The sequence below is a fragment of the Flavobacterium sp. genome (assembly GCF_027531905.1).
Lineage (GTDB): Bacteria > Bacteroidota > Bacteroidia > Flavobacteriales > Flavobacteriaceae > Flavobacterium.
Genome location: NZ_JAPZSU010000036.1, coordinates 1 through 16,616 on the forward strand (window position 1 = coordinate 1; position 16,616 = coordinate 16,616).

The 16,616-nt window shown below is 36.6% G+C and carries 14 protein-coding genes and 3 tRNA genes; 10 read left to right on the forward strand and 7 right to left on the reverse strand.

Going from position 1 to position 16,616, the window contains the following annotated elements; translation table 11 throughout:
* Positions 1–408: 408 nt before the first annotated feature.
* Positions 409–1,017, reverse strand: coding sequence for an SDR family oxidoreductase (locus tag O9307_RS09720; RefSeq protein WP_298298366.1), 609 nt, complete (start codon positions 1,015–1,017; stop codon positions 409–411).
* Positions 1,018–1,026: 9 nt separating this feature from the next.
* Positions 1,027–1,134, reverse strand: coding sequence for an SDR family NAD(P)-dependent oxidoreductase (locus tag O9307_RS09725; RefSeq protein WP_298298370.1), 108 nt, complete (start codon positions 1,132–1,134; stop codon positions 1,027–1,029).
* Positions 1,135–1,328: 194 nt separating this feature from the next.
* Here O9307_RS09725 and O9307_RS09730 point away from each other — a divergent pair, with 194 nt between their 5' ends.
* The 4 genes from O9307_RS09730 to serB all read left to right on the forward strand — a co-directional run bounded on the left by O9307_RS09730 (position 1,329) and on the right by serB (position 6,291).
* Positions 1,329–2,654, forward strand: a complete 1,326-nt coding sequence (locus O9307_RS09730; RefSeq protein ID WP_298298372.1) for a trigger factor — start codon at positions 1,329–1,331, stop codon at positions 2,652–2,654.
* Positions 2,655–2,856: 202 nt separating this feature from the next.
* Positions 2,857–3,528, forward strand: a complete 672-nt coding sequence (clpP, locus tag O9307_RS09735) for an ATP-dependent Clp endopeptidase proteolytic subunit ClpP (RefSeq protein ID WP_298298375.1) — start codon at positions 2,857–2,859, stop codon at positions 3,526–3,528.
* Between the two features lie 75 nt (positions 3,529–3,603).
* On the forward strand, positions 3,604–4,836 hold the full coding sequence (clpX, locus tag O9307_RS09740; RefSeq protein WP_298298378.1) for an ATP-dependent Clp protease ATP-binding subunit ClpX: 1,233 nt from the start codon (positions 3,604–3,606) through the stop codon (positions 4,834–4,836).
* Between the two features lie 219 nt (positions 4,837–5,055).
* Positions 5,056–6,291: a phosphoserine phosphatase SerB gene (gene serB, locus O9307_RS09745; protein WP_298298381.1), complete on the forward strand. Its 1,236-nt coding sequence runs from the start codon at positions 5,056–5,058 to the stop codon at positions 6,289–6,291.
* A gap of 60 nt (positions 6,292–6,351) precedes the next feature.
* Here the strand turns inward: serB and O9307_RS09750 are convergent.
* A tRNA-Pro gene (locus tag O9307_RS09750) sits at positions 6,352–6,425 on the reverse strand.
* A 123-nt stretch (positions 6,426–6,548) separates the two neighbouring features.
* Here O9307_RS09750 and O9307_RS09755 point away from each other — a divergent pair.
* Both O9307_RS09755 and O9307_RS09760 read left to right on the forward strand, forming a co-directional pair.
* The gene (locus tag O9307_RS09755; RefSeq protein ID WP_298298384.1) at positions 6,549–6,989 is read left to right on the forward strand and encodes an SRPBCC domain-containing protein; all 441 of its coding nucleotides are present in this window, start codon (positions 6,549–6,551) and stop codon (positions 6,987–6,989) included.
* Between the two features lie 9 nt (positions 6,990–6,998).
* The gene (locus O9307_RS09760) at positions 6,999–7,436 is read left to right on the forward strand and encodes a VOC family protein (RefSeq protein ID WP_298298387.1); all 438 of its coding nucleotides are present in this window, start codon (positions 6,999–7,001) and stop codon (positions 7,434–7,436) included.
* Positions 7,437–7,512: 76 nt separating this feature from the next.
* Here the strand turns inward: O9307_RS09760 and O9307_RS09765 are convergent, their stop codons facing one another.
* A complete protein-coding gene (locus O9307_RS09765) occupies positions 7,513–9,027 on the reverse strand; it encodes a GH3 auxin-responsive promoter family protein (RefSeq protein ID WP_298298390.1) in 1,515 nt (504 codons plus the stop codon).
* Between the two features lie 186 nt (positions 9,028–9,213).
* Here O9307_RS09765 and O9307_RS09770 point away from each other — a divergent pair, with 186 nt between their 5' ends.
* Positions 9,214–10,011 carry a DUF2797 domain-containing protein gene (locus O9307_RS09770; protein ID WP_298298393.1) on the forward strand — a complete coding sequence of 266 codons (798 nt, stop codon included), beginning with the start codon at positions 9,214–9,216 and terminating at the stop codon, positions 10,009–10,011.
* A 157-nt stretch (positions 10,012–10,168) separates the two neighbouring features.
* Here the strand turns inward: O9307_RS09770 and O9307_RS09775 are convergent, their stop codons facing one another.
* From O9307_RS09775 to O9307_RS09785, 3 genes are all read right to left on the reverse strand, one after another.
* Positions 10,169–12,328, reverse strand: coding sequence for a T9SS type B sorting domain-containing protein (locus O9307_RS09775; protein WP_298298397.1), 2,160 nt, complete (start codon positions 12,326–12,328; stop codon positions 10,169–10,171).
* 96 nt (positions 12,329–12,424) lie between these two features.
* A complete protein-coding gene (locus O9307_RS09780) occupies positions 12,425–12,955 on the reverse strand; it encodes an RNA methyltransferase (protein ID WP_298298400.1) in 531 nt (176 codons plus the stop codon).
* 67 nt (positions 12,956–13,022) lie between these two features.
* Positions 13,023–13,463: a DUF1573 domain-containing protein gene (locus O9307_RS09785; protein WP_298298403.1), complete on the reverse strand. Its 441-nt coding sequence runs from the start codon at positions 13,461–13,463 to the stop codon at positions 13,023–13,025.
* Positions 13,464–13,612: 149 nt separating this feature from the next.
* On the opposite strand from O9307_RS09785, the gene mutS reads away from it, so the two are divergent.
* The 3 genes from mutS (at position 13,613) to O9307_RS09800 (ending at position 16,536) form a co-directional block, all read left to right on the forward strand.
* Positions 13,613–16,219 carry a DNA mismatch repair protein MutS gene (gene mutS / locus O9307_RS09790; protein WP_298298406.1) on the forward strand — a complete coding sequence of 869 codons (2,607 nt, stop codon included), beginning with the start codon at positions 13,613–13,615 and terminating at the stop codon, positions 16,217–16,219.
* Positions 16,220–16,362: 143 nt separating this feature from the next.
* Positions 16,363–16,435, forward strand: a tRNA-Gly gene (locus O9307_RS09795).
* A 15-nt stretch (positions 16,436–16,450) separates the two neighbouring features.
* Positions 16,451–16,536 (forward strand) — tRNA-Leu (locus tag O9307_RS09800).
* Positions 16,537–16,616: the final 80 nt, after the last annotated feature.

Here is a 16,616-nt window from a genome sequence, read left to right on the forward strand (position 1 = left end):
AGCCTACCGTCTGGACACATCTTTTGATAGACCACAGATGACACAGATTGAACGGATTTAAACCAATACATTTGTTGTCTTTTGAAAAAATGTGTTGAAAAAACATTAAGTTTATAAATAATATTTTTAATATACAACCAAAAATCGGCGATAATCTGCCTAATCTGCGTGCCATTTTAACATAAAAATATTTGTGTCCAGACGGTAGACTCCTGCCGGGGCTATTGAGCAACAAATAGCCTATTTATTCACAAAAAGTTGTCAATCAAACCTATGCTTGAGTGCTTTTCGATGAATAGTGTAACTCTCAATTGCGAAAATGATGATTGTATTAAATAAAAAAAAACTAGCGTTCATGACTTTTCGGATAAAATCATGAACGCTAGTTAAAAACAAGTTCCGTTTGAGTTAAGCGTCTTGCTTGGTATCCGTAATAATAATTTCACGTAAAAGGACACCTTGTGGTAATTCGTAGGCGAATTTGATCGTAGTAGCTATGTCTTTGGCGTTAATATTTAACGCACCCACAGTTTCTTTCCATTGGTTATATCCATCAATAATATTTTGGTCTGTGGTATGCCCAAGAAGTTCGGTAGTCACCGCGCCAGGTTCAACTACGATAACGCGGACATTGTGTGGACTCATCTCCATTCTGGCGGTTTGTGTAAGTCCTCTAACGGCGTATTTTGATGCGCAATAAGCCGCATGATTCCCAAAAGGTTGAAGTCCTGCTATAGAAGAAACATTAATGATGGTCCCACATTGTCTTGCTTTCATGTCATTCATAACAATTTGCATTCCATTCATAACGCCAGTAACATTAATGTCCAACATCGATTTCCATTCTGCTGGATCTTGAGTAGCAAGGTCGCCAAGAAGCATTTTTCCAGCATTGTTTATCAATAAGTCTGTTTTCCCGTATACTGCTTCTGCTTCTCTAATGGCGTTTTCAAAAGCATTTTTATCTGTAATGTCCACTTTTCTACATAGCGTATTGGGTAGATTGAGCGCTTCCATTTTTTCTAATCATCTGGCCAAAAGTAAAAGGGGATAGCCGCTTTTTGAGAATTCTTTAGCCATTTCTAATCCAAAACCCGAGCTTGCTCCAGTAATAACGATGAGTTGTTTGTTCATGATTTTTTCTGTTTAAAAGGTAAATTTAATTCTAATTCTTGATTTTGACCTAATTTTGAATGAATTATAACATAAGTTTAAAGAAAATAAGCGCTTGTTTTTCAATTCAAAAGGTTGGAAATAAAAAGCTTGTTTGCCAGTTGAAAATTTTATAATTTTGCCACCCAATTTTATTACGTAAATTAAAGAAGACGATGGATATCAAAAGAGTAGCTATAGATGCTGTGACTGAAACAATTGTGATGAATGTGGTACACATGGATTACAAAGGTCAAGTAGCCAAAAGAATCAATGAAAAAATGCCTTTGGCGCAAGTAAAAGGGTTTAGAAAAGGTGCAGTGCCAAAAGATTTGGTTGAAAAACAATACGGAAAAGCAATCAAAATAGAAGAAGTTAAAAAAGTAATTGATTTAGCTTTGGAGCGTTACATTCAGTCTGAAAGATTGAACTTGTTAGGAACGCCTCTTGCAAAAGAAGAAAAAAATAGAGATTGGTCTGCGGAAGAATTAACTTTTGAGTTCGAAATTGGTTTAGTACCTAATTTCGAATTGGATTTAGAAGCTAAAAACGACATCGTAAAATACACAGTGATTGCTGATGATAAGTTAATTGACGGTCAAGTTGCGCGTATCCAAAAACAATTCGGAAAAGCAATTCCTCAAGAAGTAGTTGCAGAAGGATGTGACTTAACTGGAATTTTCTCTAGCGAAGCCAACGGAATCAACAATCCAACAACAATTGCATTAGATACTTTCAAAGACAAAGCGACTCAAGATTTATTTATTGGTAAAAAAGTAGGTGATGTTGTGACTGTAAACACTAAAGGTTTATTTGAAGACGACCACCAATTGATGGACTACCTAAAAGTAGGACACGATAATGTACACGACTTAGCGGTTGATGTTGATTTTACAATCGAAGCAATCAACGCTTCTGAGCCAGCTGAATTGAACCAAGAATTGTTCGATAAATTGTTTGGTGAAGGAAATGTTGCTACATTAGAAGAATTGAAAGCAAAAATCAAAGAAGATGCTGAGGCGCAATTCGCTCAACAAGCAGATCAAAAATTATTGGCTGATGTTCAAAACTTCTTGATTGACAATACTAAATTTGATTTACCAGCTGAATTCTTGAAAAAATGGTTGCAAACTGTTGGAGAAAAAAAATTAACTCCAGAAGAAGCTGAAGTAGAATATGCACGTTCTGAAAAAGGATTGCGTTTTCAATTGATCGAAGGAAAAGCGATGGCACAAAGTAATATTCAAATTACTTTTGAGGATTTGAAAACGTTTACTACCAATGCCATCAAACAACAAATGGCACAATTCGGACAAACAAATCCTACAGACGAAGAGGTTCAAGGAATTGTAGCTAGAGTATTGTCTAACCAAGAAGAAGTAAAAAGACTTTCAGAGCAAGTAGTTGCGGTTAAATTATTGGAGCTGTTCAAAGAAAAAGCAAATCCAACAACTAAAGAAGTTACTTACGAAGAATTTATCGCTGCTTCATACGGAGAATAAATTATAGTTAGGGTTAGAAATAGAAGTTTGATTTCTGAAATAGAGAGCTAAACTTTATGATTTCATTAGAAAACCGAAACCATAAAAAATAGTTATATTTGAGCGTCAAAAGAATTTTTCTTTGACGCTCTTTTGTTTAAAAATAAGGATTTATAGATTGTACCTTGAACTTTTAAACTTTTAAACTTTAAACTAAATAAAAATGAACTACGGTAAAGAATTTAAAAAATTTGCTACAAAGCACCAAGGAGTAAATGCCATGTATTACGATAAAATCGTTGCGGCAATGAATCCAACGAATATGACTCCATACATTATTGAAGAACGTCAATTGAATGTATCTCAATTGGATGTTTTTTCGAGATTAATGATGGATAGAATCATTTTTTTAGGCACGGGTATCGATGACCAAATTGCCAATATTGTTCAAGCACAGTTACTGTTCTTAGAAAGTGCCGATGCATCTAAAGACATTCAGATTTACTTGAATTCACCAGGCGGAAGCGTATATGCAGGATTAGGAATTTATGACACGATGCAATACATCAAACCAGATGTAGCGACTATTTGCACAGGTATGGCTGCTTCTATGGGAGCGGTTTTGTTATGCGCAGGTGCTGCCGGAAAACGTTCTGCTTTGCCGCATTCACGTGTGATGATTCACCAACCTTCTGGAGGCGCACAAGGTGTAGCTTCAGATATGGAAATCAACTTACGCGAGATGTTGAAATTAAAAGACGAATTGTATAGAATCATTTCACATCATTCAGGGCAGACTTTTGATAAAGTATATGCTGATAGCGAGCGCGATTATTGGATGATTTCTGATGAAGCCAAAGAATACGGAATGATAGATGAAGTTTTAAGAAGATAAAATAAAGTTAGAAATTAGAAATTAGAAGTATCAACTAACTTCTAACTTCTAACCTCTGACTTCTAACCTCAAAAGATGGCAAAACAACAGTTACAATGTTCTTTCTGCGGAAGGAAAAAATCAGAAACAAATCTATTGATTGCGGGTATAGATGCACATATTTGTGACAAATGTATCGAGCAAGCACATGGAATTGTTCTCGAAGAATTAAAATCAAACGGTAACTCTAAGTTAGTGGGTGATTTGATTTTGAAAAAACCAAAAGAAATTAGAGCGTTTTTGGACCAATACGTTATTGGTCAAGAGCAAACCAAAAAAGTGATGTCTGTAGCGGTGTACAACCACTACAAGCGTTTGATGCAACAGCAATTAGACGACGAAGTAGAAATCGAAAAAAGTAACATCATCATGGTGGGCCAAACCGGTACCGGAAAAACATTGGTAGCCAAGAGTATTGCCAAAATGCTAGATGTTCCCTTGGCGATTGTTGATGCTACGGTTTTGACAGAAGCTGGTTATGTTGGAGAAGATGTGGAGAGTATCTTGACTCGTTTGTTGCAAGCGGCAGATTATGATGTAGCCAAAGCAGAGCGAGGAATTGTATTTATTGACGAAATAGATAAAATTGCTCGTAAAAGCGATAACCCTTCTATCACTCGTGACGTTTCTGGCGAAGGAGTGCAACAAGCTTTATTGAAATTGCTAGAAGGAACCGTGGTAAATGTGCCGCCAAAAGGAGGACGTAAGCACCCAGACCAAAAATTTGTTGAAGTAAATACTCAAAACATTTTGTTTATTGCTGGTGGTGCCTTTGATGGTGTGGAACGTATAATTTCTAAACGTTTGAATCGCCAAGCGGTTGGTTATTCAACTTCTAAAAATGAGGATAATATCGACAAAGACAATTTATTGCAGTACATTATTCCAAAAGACATTAAGGATTTTGGTTTGATTCCTGAAATCATTGGACGTTTACCGGTGTTAACACACATGGATCCTTTGGATAGAGCTACTTTGAGAGCGATTTTGACACAGCCTAAAAATGCTTTAATCAAGCAGTATCAGAAATTGTTTTTGATGGATGAAGTAGCTTTTAGCATTACAGATGAAGCTTTGGATTTTATTGTGGATAAAGCTTTAGAATACAAATTAGGAGCTCGTGGTTTACGTTCTTTATGCGAAGCTGTTTTGACGGATGCCATGTATGAATTACCAAGTTCAGATGATAAGGTATTAGCAATCGATAAAGACTATGCGCAAGAAACTTTAAATAAAAATTTATTGAAACGTTTGGAGATAGCTTCTTAAGTAATTTCAAGCGCAATGAAAAGGAAAATAAAGCTCAAAAACAATTGTTTTTGAGCTTTATTCGTTAAAGATTATAGCTAAAATGGTATTTATTTTTTCGAAATTGATGATTAAAAGTCGTGGTTTAAAACATTATTTTCACTTTTGATAAAAACACGAAAGTCCTTTCTTTTCAACATAAGAATCCCGATTTTTGGGACTCATTAAATCGTTCATAAAATGGCAATAGGAAATAAAGAAATAATCTTATTAAAAGTTTCAGGTCAGGACAAAATAGGAGTAACCGCTGGCCTAACATCTATTTTGGCTAATTATGACGCGACTATTTTGGATATTGGTCAAGCTGATATTCATGATACGTTGTCTTTAGGAATTCTATTCGAAATTGAGAAGGGGTCGAATTCAGGTCCGGTTTTGAAAGATCTATTATTTAAAGGATATGAGCTTGGAATCAAAGTTAAATTTACTCCTGTTACTATTGAAGATTATGAAAATTGGGTGAAAGGCCAACGGAAACAACGCTATATCATCAATGTTTTGGGAGAAGAACTGACTGCGGTTCAATTATCCGCAGTAACTCAAATTTTATCCAATAACAAACTAAATATTGATTCAATCATACGATTGACGGGAAGAGCCTCTGTGGTCGAAAAAGAAGAATATCCCCGTTCTTGTATTCAGTTATCCGTTACTGGAAGTTTATTAGATAAAACCGGAATGACCGCAAGTTTTATGGACGTGTCCCGCGATTTGAATGTAGATATTTCTTTTCAAGAGGATAATATGTACCGTCGTAACCGTCGCTTGGTTTGTTTTGATATGGATTCAACGCTAATCCAAACCGAAGTAATCGATGAATTGGCTGAGTTGGCTGGAGTAGGGGAAGAAGTTAGAGCGATTACCGAGTCGGCTATGAATGGCGAAATTGATTTTAGTGAAAGTTTCAAAAAACGAATGGCGCTTTTAGAAGGCTTGAGCGAAGAAGTGTTGCAAAATGTAGCTATCAATCTTCCAATTACTAAAGGAGCCCACCGATTGATGAAAGCCTTGAAGTATTATGGCTATAAAACAGCTATTCTATCAGGAGGGTTTACTTATTTTGGCGAATATTTACAAAAAGAATTGGGTATCGATTATGTGTATGCCAATCAATTAGAGATAAAAGACGGAAAGTTAACGGGCAATTATTTAGGAGAAATCGTAGATGGTCAAAAGAAAGCCGAATACTTAAAGGCAATTGCTGAAAAAGAAGGCATTCATATCAACCAAACCATAGCCGTTGGTGATGGTGCCAATGATTTACCCATGTTGAATTTAGCTGGACTAGGAATAGCTTTTCACGCTAAACCAAAAGTAAAAGAAAGTGCTTCTACTTCCATTTCGAGTTTAGGATTGGATGGTGTCTTGTATTTATTAGGTTATCATGACCGACACATCGATATGATGCAAGAATAGTCGCTTTATAAAAAAAAATCCCATTTACCAAGTGTAAATGGGATTTTTGGTTTAAAGAAGTCGGGATGACTGGATTCGAACCAGCGACCCCTAGCACCCCATGCTAGTACGCTACCAGGCTGCGCTACATCCCGAGAGGGGTCGAAATTACTATCTATTGTAAAAAAATCAAAGTAAAAGTTATGTTTTTTTAATAGGGAGTTAATTTAAAAAGGTAACTTTATTGTTGTCAATCGGTTAGGGTAAATGATAAAACAATGGAAATATTACATTTTTCAATTTTGATACAAGCTACAAAAGAAAAAATTTGGGCTGTTTTATGGGATGATGCTACTTACAGACAATGGACGTCCGCATTTTGTGAAGGAACTTATACTGTTAGTGATTGGGAGGAGGGAAGTAAAATTCATTTTCTATCTCCCACTGGCGAAGGAATGAATAGCCTTATCCAAACAAAACAAGAATATGAGTATATGGCTTTTAAGCATTTAGGAGAATTGAAAAACTTTCAGGAAATGCCTATAGATGAAGCGACTCAAGTATGGACAGGGGCTATGGAAACGTATCGATTAACAACAATACCTAATGGGGTTGTACTTGAAACAACAATGGATTGTTTAACGCAGTATCAGCAGTATTTTGAAGATGCTTTTCCAAAAGGTTTAGCCATTGTAAAACAACTTTCAGAAACTAAATAGGATATAATTATGACAGCAATCAATCCTTATTTAATTTTTAATGGCAATTGTGAAGAAGCTTTTTTGTTATACCAATCTGTTTTTGGTGGCGAGTTTCCTTATGTGGGCAGGTACGGAGAAATGCCTGAAAGTGATGGAAATCCTTCTTTGTCTGAGGAAGACAGTAACAAAATTATGCACATTTCTTTACCTATAGGCGCTCATTCGGTTTTAATGGGAAGCGATAGTAATAGTGCTTCGGGTGCAGTTACTTTTGGGCAAAATATGTCGGTGTCTATCAATGCCTTGAGTCGTGAAGAAGCCGATAGGTTTTTTAATGGTTTATCTGAAAATGGTGTAATATCGATGCCTATGACCGATACTTTTTGGGGCGCGTATTTTGGAATGTGTACTGATAAGTTTGGGGTAAATTGGATGGTGAATTTTGATGAAGTTAAGGAGGAATAAAAGAATAATTGATGTTTATTGTACTTAAATCAAATGCCTAATTTTTTTAATGAAATTAGGCATTTTGGTACACGTATTAATTTTGTAATTCCTTCAATTGCTCCAAATAGTCTCGTTGGTTAGATAGTCTCGGAATTTTGTTTTGTCCGCCCACTTTATTGCGTTGTTTGAGCCAATCATAAAATAGATTTTCTCTAGCCACATTAATGACCAAAGGGTTTAAGGTCATGTTGTTGTAGCGTTTGGCTTCGTAATCAGAATTTAAAGATTGCAACGTATTGTCTAACACTTGGTGAAAATACGTCAAGTCTTGTGGCGGAGTTTTAAATTCAATCATCCATTCGTGTGCTCCTTTTTGCTTGCCTTCCATAAAAATAGGTGCCACCGTATAATCTACAATTTCAGCTTGAGTCGCTTTGCATGCTTTGGCCAAGGCTTGATCCGTATTTTCGACCATTAACTCTTCGCCAAAAACATTAATATGATGCCTGGTTCTTCCAGTTACTCTTATTCGGTAGGGGCTTAGCGAAGTAAAACGAACTGTGTCGCCAATCAAATAACGCCATAAACCACCATTGGTAGTAATGACCATGGCATAATTTTTAAATAATTCCACATCGGCCAAACGCACTACTTTTTGGTTGGGAGAGCCGTAAGAATCCATCGGAATAAATTCATAAAAAATACCATAATCTAACATCAACAACAAATCGCTTGAATAGTTTAAGTCTTGAATAGCAAAAAAACCTTCGGAAGCATTGTATATTTCGTAATACTTGAAATTGTTTTTAGGCAAAATCTTATGGTATTGTTCGCGATACGGATCAAAACTTACGCCACCATGAAAATACACTTCTAGATTGGGCCACAATTCTACCAAATTGCTTTTTCCAGTCTCTTCTAATATTTTATTCATCAAAACCAACATCCACGAAGGAACACCTGCAAAACTGGTTACATTTTCATTAACAGTTTCTTTGATGATGGCATTCATTTTAGATTCCCATTCGCTCATCAAGGAAATTTTGCTACTTGGAGTACTGCTAAATTCAGCCCAAATTGGCATGTTTTCTATCAAAATCGCTGATAAATCGCCAAAGAAAGTATTGTTGTTTTCATAAATTTGAGAACTCCCGCCCAAGCGAAGACTTTTACCTAAAAACATCTCTGAATCCTCATTGTTGTTGAGGTACAAACAAAGCAAATCTTTACTGCCTTTGTAGTGGCAATCTTCTAAAGCTTCATTGCTGACTGGGATAAATTTACTTTTAGCATTAGTCGTTCCGCTTGATTTAGCAAACCATTTTATGGGAGTTTCCCATAGCACATTTTGCTCGCCTTGACGTGTTCTTTCTATCATTGGTTCCAAATCCTCATAACTCGAAATCGGAATACGTGCCGCAAATTGGGCATACGATTTTATGGAACTATACTCATATTGCTTTCCCAACAATGTGTTTTCAGAAGAGCGGAGCAAATTCATTAGCAGTTCTTCTTGAACTTCGTTGGGGTATTTTAAAAACAATTCAATTTGATGGATGCGTTGCTTTAAAAACCAAGAAGCGATGGAGTTGATAATGGATAAAGGCATGAAAATATATTGTTTTAGAAATTAGATCGCAGTAATTAGATTTGAAAATATCGATTCAAATACTAACTTTGCGGTAATCCCAAAAATAGTGTTTTTTATAAAAATACTTCATTTGTTTTTTTAAATATTCTGACACCTAAATAGGACTTTCAGAAGTGAAATTTTAATCTAAATCAACCGTCCCAAATGATATACGAAGGAGTACTCTCTAAAATGCCAACCGAAATAGGAAATCCTATTCAATATTATTTGGTTTTTGAATCCAGTTTTTTAAACATGAACCAACTTTTGAATAAAGAAATTAGTATTCAGTTTCAAGGGTATCAATGTTTGAATTGCGGAAAAAAGAAAAAAATTTTCAGACAAGGATTTTGTTACGACTGTTTTTATTCCAGTCCAGCAGTAGGCGATTGGATTATGAAACCCGAATTAAGTACCGCACATTTAGGAATAGAAGACAGAGATTTGGCTTACGAACAAAAGGTGCAGTTACAACCTCATATCGTTTATTTGGCTTTGTCAAGTGAAGTCAAAGTGGGTGTCACGCGCAAAACCCAAATGCCCACCCGCTGGATTGACCAAGGTGCTGAAGAAGCCATCGTCATCGTGGAGGTTCCCAATCGATATTTAGCAGGAATTACAGAGGTCGCGCTAAAAAATCATTTTGCAGACAAAACCAACTGGCGAAAAATGCTGACCAATACTTATGACGCCGTAGATTTGGTTCAAGAAAGGGCAAAAGCTCAAGCTTGGCTTCCAGATGAAGTTCGCGAATATTTTAGTTTAGAAAAAAATGAAGTTATTACGATGCATTATCCAGTAGCCGCTTATCCTTCCAAAGTGAATAGCTTGAATTTAGATAAAACGCCTTTTTATCAAGGGCAACTCATTGGAGTGAAAGGCCAATATTTGTTATTTGCCGACGGAACCGTTTTTAATGTTCGAAGCTATGAAGGCTATGTGGTGAAAATAGAAATGCAATAATCTGGAATAGTAGAAGCGGAATGATTTGGGCTTTTTTGGATGCAAAGTCCCGCTCTCCGTTATATCTTTGCCTTTTAAAGAAAAAAGACAAAGGATGCCACTACAATCGGGGCTAAAAGCTAGCATTTGGCTTCAAAGTAAGAGCATCAAAAGAGTATTATCTTTTCAAAGAAAAATGACCTCTTTTTTCAATCCCAGAATCATCTAGTTTCAGTACATACCAATAATCGGTCGAAGGCAGAGGGTTCTTGTTTAAAGTGCCACCCCAAGACAAATTAGCTGATGATAATTGGCTAATTAGTTTTCCGTACTGGTCAAAAATAGAAATGGTCGCCTTTGGGTAAACCTCAAAATCTTTTACATACCAAACATCATTGAAACCATCATTATTTGGGGTGAAAAATTTTGGTGGAGCTATAACGATAAATTGTTCTTGGTCCTGGTTACAAAAGCTAGTATCTCTTACATAAGCCGTCTGAATTCCAGCAGGTGCATTCGTAAAGATATTTGAACTTTGATAACTAATGTTGTCAAGAGAATATTCAAAATAAGGAGCTGTATTCGTTACTTCTATGGTTACTGTTGTTTCTTTTACCGTTACTGCTTTTATTTCAGGTACAATTTGGCGAATCACTGTAAAGTTTTTTCTACTCGTGCAATTCTCAGGTGCTGGGCTAGTAAGGTCTACATAAAAATTGCCAACATCATTCACTTGTATAGTTGAAGTCGTTGCTCCCGTTGACCACAAATAAGACATTCCGCTCAAGCCAGCATCAAGAGTTACAGGATTTGACTGGCAAATAACTTTTTCTTCATCGGTAACAGCCGGAAGCGGATAAATCTTCACTTCTACAGGAACTCTAGTTCCGTTGCTACAATTCGAATTGACGGCCTCGGCATAGAAAGTAGTATTCGCATTCAAAAACGGAGTAACGTAGGTAGTTCCTGTTCCTAATGTAGTTGTACTCGTAGCGTCTGCATACCAATTAACTGTACCCGAAGAGGCTGTAGCTTTTAAAGTTACTACAGATGGTCCGCAATTGCTCACAGGAGAATTGGTAGCTGTTATGGTTGGAATTAAATTGATGGTAGCAACAACGGCTGTTCTATTAGTAGTGCATCCTCCAGAAGTTATCCCTACATAATAAGTGGTAGTAGCGTTTATAATTGGAGTGATAAAACTAGAACCACTACCAATTAGATTTCCGCCGAAGCTTTGGTCGTACCAATTGATGGTGCCGATAGAAGCAGTAGCCTGTAAGGTTAAGCTGCCAGAATCACATTTTGTAGCAGGTGTTGTACTTAGAATTGATGGAATAGTAATCGAAGTACTGGCTGAAAGTTGTAAAACAGGATCGCCTGGCATGCCGCCATATTCCACAATAAATCCTTTGGGTTGGTAATCGCCACTAGAGGCGCCAGTATTGGACAAATCATTCCACGAACCCGCTATTCCTATTCCTGGTGCGGTAATGTGAGCGTAATCTTCATCACCGGATTGATTTGGTTCGCTAGTGTTCCAAAAAGCAAAATTAGGCGTGCTTCCATTGGCGTTTCCATTCCAGAAAATTGTTCCGGCTTCTGGACCAGTAACCCATTTCCAAATGCCTTCTGTTTCTGTATCACTTCCACCAATCCAGCCCGCTCCTGGGGCTTGTTTTCCAGCCAATTGTGCTTCGTCAGCGGCGGTAAGTGTGGCAAGATAGCCTTTGAGTCCGTAATAAGTGCGAAGTTCAGCCGCCGCTTTAGCGCTTGTCCAAGTAATTCCAATAGTAGGAACGTATTCATAATAATGTCCATTTCTTGGCAAATAATTGGCTTGACCAATACTAATTGAAAAACTTCTACTGCCAGTTGCAGTTGCAGATGAGTTGTTGAATTGAACATCCTTGATGGCGTTAACAAAATCCGTGTAACTTACAGCAACTCCTGTTGGACTATTCAGTGTTAGTTTTCCTTCAGCAGCATTCCAACTACTTTTAATTGCAGGATGTGCAGACACATTACTTAAAAAAAGCACATCTTGCCCTAAATTATAGCCTGAGGATATCTGAATGTAAATAGCCTCAGTGCTGGTGTCATCTGGATCTGTAATACTAATATTGGTTACAATGCTAATATTAGAAAGAGGGCAATAGGCTTGGTTTCCTGTTGCGGTAATCGTTGGAGCAATATTAGCCACTGTTTTTTTGATGCAGGCTAGTTTGGCTACAGTTGTTTTTTGTTTCTTTTCAGTTGAAGGAATTGTAGAGTGTGCAAACCCAAATTGAAATAAACAAAAGATAAAAAATAAAGGTAGTAGTAAGGAGCATTTCATTCTATAAAAATATGATTAAATTCAATTGTTTACTAATCAAAAGAAAGAATTTAGCACCTAATTTTATCTAATGTAAGGAATCAAACAATAAAGAAATCAATAGTTAAATTGTTTGAATAAATCCCAAACCACTATTCCTGCACTTACCGAAATATTTAAAGAATGTTTGGTTCCTAATTGAGGAATTTCTATACAACCATCACAAAGGGCTACAGCTTCTTGAGCGACTCCGTGTACTTCATTACCAAAAACTAATGCATATTTTTTTGAAGGATCAACTTTGAAATTTTGAAGAAAAACAGCGCTTTCCACTTGTTCAATCGCTAAAGTAATAACATTGTCTTTTTTTAGAGCAGTTATGGCATCCAAAACATTTTCATAATGTTCCCAAGCTACTGTTTCTGTAGCGCCCAAAGCGGTTTTGTGGATTTCTTTGTTGGGAGGTGTCGCTGTAATGCCACAGAGTATAATTTTTTCTACCAAAAAAGCATCAGCCGTTCTAAATACAGATCCAATATTGTGAAGACTTCTCACATCATCAAGAACCAGAAGTAGAGGTGTTTTTTTAGATTGTTTGAATCCTTCAACAGATTTTCTTTCGAGTTCGCTATTCTCCAATTTTCTCATTGCAATGTCGATTTAATAAAAAAAGCCTCCTAATGGAAGGAAGCTTTTTGTGTACTATTTATGTTTTTTAGCTTTTTACTTCGTCAGGTAAAACGTTTCCTTTGACTGTCAAAGTCTTGGTTGGTTGACCAGCTGCATTTGAAGTAATAGTAACGGTTTTAGTAAAAGCACCCACTCTATCCGTAGCATATTTTACACCAATAACACCTTTTGCGCCTGGCATAATTGGTTCTTTAGGACTACTTGGTACTGTGCAACCACAAGATCCTTGAGCATTGGTAATGATTAATGGTGCATTTCCGTTGTTGGTGAAAACAAATTCACGTTTTCCGTCAGAATTACGTGCAATTGTTCCGTAATCAATAGTTTCATTAACGAATACCATTCCAGCTCCTTCAACTTTGGCAACAGTTGCTTTTGCTTTTTTAGCTTTTTTTGAAGTCTCTTGTGCTGTAGCTGTAGTTATTCCTAAGCTCAAAACGAAAAGTAGGGTAAGTATTTTTTTCATAAGATTTAAATTTTAGTATACGCAAATCTATGCAAAAAATACAAATCAGCGCTTAAAATTGACTTAAAATTTTAATTTTTGAACCCTTCATTATTGCTTTAAAATCTATAAATTCGCTGTCATATTTACAGAATTTAATTCCCACTAATTTGGCAGCAAAAGAAAAAGGCGTGAAAGAAACGCCATTGATGAAGCAATATAACGAAATAAAAAGAAAGTATCCTGATGCTTGTTTGTTGTTTCGAGTAGGTGATTTTTATGAAACGTTTGGCGAAGATGCGATTCGTGCATCCAAAATACTCGGAATTACTTTAACTAAGCGAGGTGCAGGATCCGATACTGAGACCGCGCTAGCGGGTTTTCCTCATCATTCTATCAATACGTATTTGCCCAAGTTAGTTAAAGCTGGACTTCGTGTAGCTATTTGTGATCAGCTAGAAGATCCCAAAATGACCAAAACGATTGTAAAACGTGGCGTGACCGAATTGGTGACTCCTGGGGTTTCTATGAACGATGAGGTGTTGCAATCCAAAACCAATAATTTTTTGGCTTCGGTATATTTTACCAATAAAAATATTGGGATTTCATTTTTAGATGTTTCTACTGGAGAATTTCTAACCGCACAAGGAAATGCAGAATATATCGATAAGTTGTTGCAAAATTTCAATCCTAGTGAGGTCTTAGTGCCAAAAAACAACAAAAATACGTTCCGAGAAACATTTGGAGACGATTACCATAGTTTTTATCTAGAAGATTGGATTTACAAAGAGGATTATGCGTTTGAAAGCTTAACGAAGCATTTTCAAACCACTTCTTTAAAAGGTTTTGGTGTCGAAGAATTGAAAGAAGGAATCGTGGCTTCGGGCGCTATTTTGTATTATTTGTCCGAAACACAGCACAATAGAGTGCAGCATATTACGGCCATACAGCGCATTGCAGAAGATGCTTATGTTTGGATGGATCGTTTTACCATTCGAAATCTAGAGTTATACCATAGTTATAATCCTAATGCTGTGACCTTGCTAGATGTAATTGATCGAACACTTTCGCCTATGGGCGGACGATTATTGAAGCGTTGGTTGGCTTTGCCTTTGAAAGATGCAGCCAAAATTCAGAGTCGTCATCAAGTTGTAGCTTATTTGAAAGAAAACCAAGAAGTTTTAAAACAAATACAATATCAAATCAAACAGATTTCTGATTTGGAACGTTTGATTTCAAAAATAGCAGCAGGCAAAGTGTCGCCTCGTGAAGTGGTGTATTTGAAAGAATCTTTAGATGCTATTCTGCCAATTAAAACGATAGCCTTGCAAAGTCCGCAAGAAGCTGTAAAAGTAATTGGTGATAGTTTACACAGTTGCGATTTACTTCGTGAAAAAATAAAAACCACCTTAAATCAAGATGCGCCAGTAGCTATTGCCAAAGGGAATGCGATTGCGGTTGGTGTACATTCAGAATTGGATGAGTTGCGCGCTATTTCTACTTCTGGGAAAGAATTTTTAGAAGGAATTGAGAAACGTGAATCGGAGCGTACAGGGATTTCTTCTTTGAAAATTTCTTTTAATAATGTTTTTGGGTATTATATCGAAGTTCGAAATACGCATAAAGATAAAGTGCCAAGCGAATGGATTCGTAAGCAAACTTTAGTGAATGCGGAACGTTATATTACCGAAGAGCTAAAAGAATACGAAACCAAAATTTTAGGTGCCGAGGAGAAAATCCATAAAATTGAAGGTGAGATTTTTGAACAATTAGTGCAATGGATTTCAACGTATATCAAGCCAGTACAAATGAATGCCAATTTGGTGGCTCAATTGGATTGTTTGTGTTCGTTTACACAATTGGCTATAGAAAACCAATATGTTTGTCCTGAATTGGATGAAACCTTTGAATTGGATATCAAAAACGGTCGTCATCCAGTAATTGAAAAACAATTGCCTGTTGGTGTGCCTTACATCGCCAATGATGTTTTCCTAGACAGAGACACACAACAGTTGATTATGATTACTGGGCCAAATATGTCGGGTAAGTCGGCTATTTTGAGACAAACTGCTCTGATTGTGCTCTTGGCTCAAATGGGAAGTTTTGTTCCAGCAGATAGCGTTAGAATGGGTATTGTGGATAAAATCTTTACTAGGGTAGGAGCTTCAGATAATATTTCGATGGGTGAATCTACTTTTATGGTCGAAATGAACGAGACGGCTTCTATTTTGAATAATATTTCAGACAGAAGTTTGGTACTGTTAGATGAAATTGGTCGTGGGACAAGTACCTATGATGGAATTTCTATTGCGTGGGCAATTGCTGAGTTTTTGCACGAACATCCATCGCAACCCAAAACCCTTTTTGCTACGCATTATCACGAATTGAATGAAATGAGTGAATCATTAGTTCGTATACAAAATTATAATGTCGCTGTAAAAGAATTAAAAGATAACGTGCTTTTTATTCGAAAATTAATAAAAGGAGGCTCTGCTCATAGTTTTGGGATTCACGTAGCCAAAATGGCTGGAATGCCACAGTTGGTGATTTTGAAAGCGCAGAAAATATTAAAGAAATTAGAAAAAGACCATTCAGGTGATGCGTTAAATGGGTTAAAGACTGCAAAAGATGAGATGCAAATGAGTTTTTTTAACTTAGATGACCCCTTGTTGGAGGAGATTAAAGAAGAAATTTTACAATTAGACATTAATTCGATAACGCCAATGGAGGCTTTGATGAAGCTAAACGAGATAAAACGAATGTTGAGTCGAAAATAATTGCAGTATAAAGAATAGGTTATCAGAAAGTTATATTTTTATTGAATTTTTTTTCTGAAAAAGGCTTGTTTTATTGAATATTTGTGCTAAATTTGCCACCGCAATACGAAACAAGTACTGCGGTTCTTTTGAGAATATGAAACGCGAAAATAGCTCAGTTGGTAGAGCGCGACCTTGCCAAGGTCGAGGTCGCGGGTTCGAGCCCCGTTTTTCGCTCAAACACCACATAATGCTCGGATGGTGAAATTGGTAGACACGCTGGACTTAAAATCCAGTGAACAGCAATGTTCGTGCGGGTTCAAGTCCCGCTCTGAGTACAAGAAAGCTTCAAACTATGTTTGGAGCTTTTTTTATTTATGATAAATCCTAACATCGGCCTGATGGGGATGGAGTAATT

Coding starts and splice junctions, on each gene's coding strand:
- O9307_RS09720 (WP_298298366.1), bottom strand. CDS start 1,017: ATGGAAGCGCTCAATCTACCCAATACGCTATGTAGAAAAGTGGACATT.
- O9307_RS09725 (WP_298298370.1), bottom strand. CDS start 1,134: ATGAACAAACAACTCATCGTTATTACTGGAGCAAGCTCGGGTTTTGGA.
- O9307_RS09730 (WP_298298372.1), top strand. CDS start 1,329: ATGGATATCAAAAGAGTAGCTATAGATGCTGTGACTGAAACAATTGTG.
- clpP (WP_298298375.1), top strand. CDS start 2,857: ATGAACTACGGTAAAGAATTTAAAAAATTTGCTACAAAGCACCAAGGA.
- clpX (WP_298298378.1), top strand. CDS start 3,604: ATGGCAAAACAACAGTTACAATGTTCTTTCTGCGGAAGGAAAAAATCA.
- serB (WP_298298381.1), top strand. CDS start 5,056: ATGGCAATAGGAAATAAAGAAATAATCTTATTAAAAGTTTCAGGTCAG.
- O9307_RS09755 (WP_298298384.1), top strand. CDS start 6,549: ATGGAAATATTACATTTTTCAATTTTGATACAAGCTACAAAAGAAAAA.
- O9307_RS09760 (WP_298298387.1), top strand. CDS start 6,999: ATGACAGCAATCAATCCTTATTTAATTTTTAATGGCAATTGTGAAGAA.
- O9307_RS09765 (WP_298298390.1), bottom strand. CDS start 9,027: ATGCCTTTATCCATTATCAACTCCATCGCTTCTTGGTTTTTAAAGCAA.
- O9307_RS09770 (WP_298298393.1), top strand. CDS start 9,214: ATGATATACGAAGGAGTACTCTCTAAAATGCCAACCGAAATAGGAAAT.
- O9307_RS09775 (WP_298298397.1), bottom strand. CDS start 12,328: ATGAAATGCTCCTTACTACTACCTTTATTTTTTATCTTTTGTTTATTT.
- O9307_RS09780 (WP_298298400.1), bottom strand. CDS start 12,955: ATGAGAAAATTGGAGAATAGCGAACTCGAAAGAAAATCTGTTGAAGGA.
- O9307_RS09785 (WP_298298403.1), bottom strand. CDS start 13,463: ATGAAAAAAATACTTACCCTACTTTTCGTTTTGAGCTTAGGAATAACT.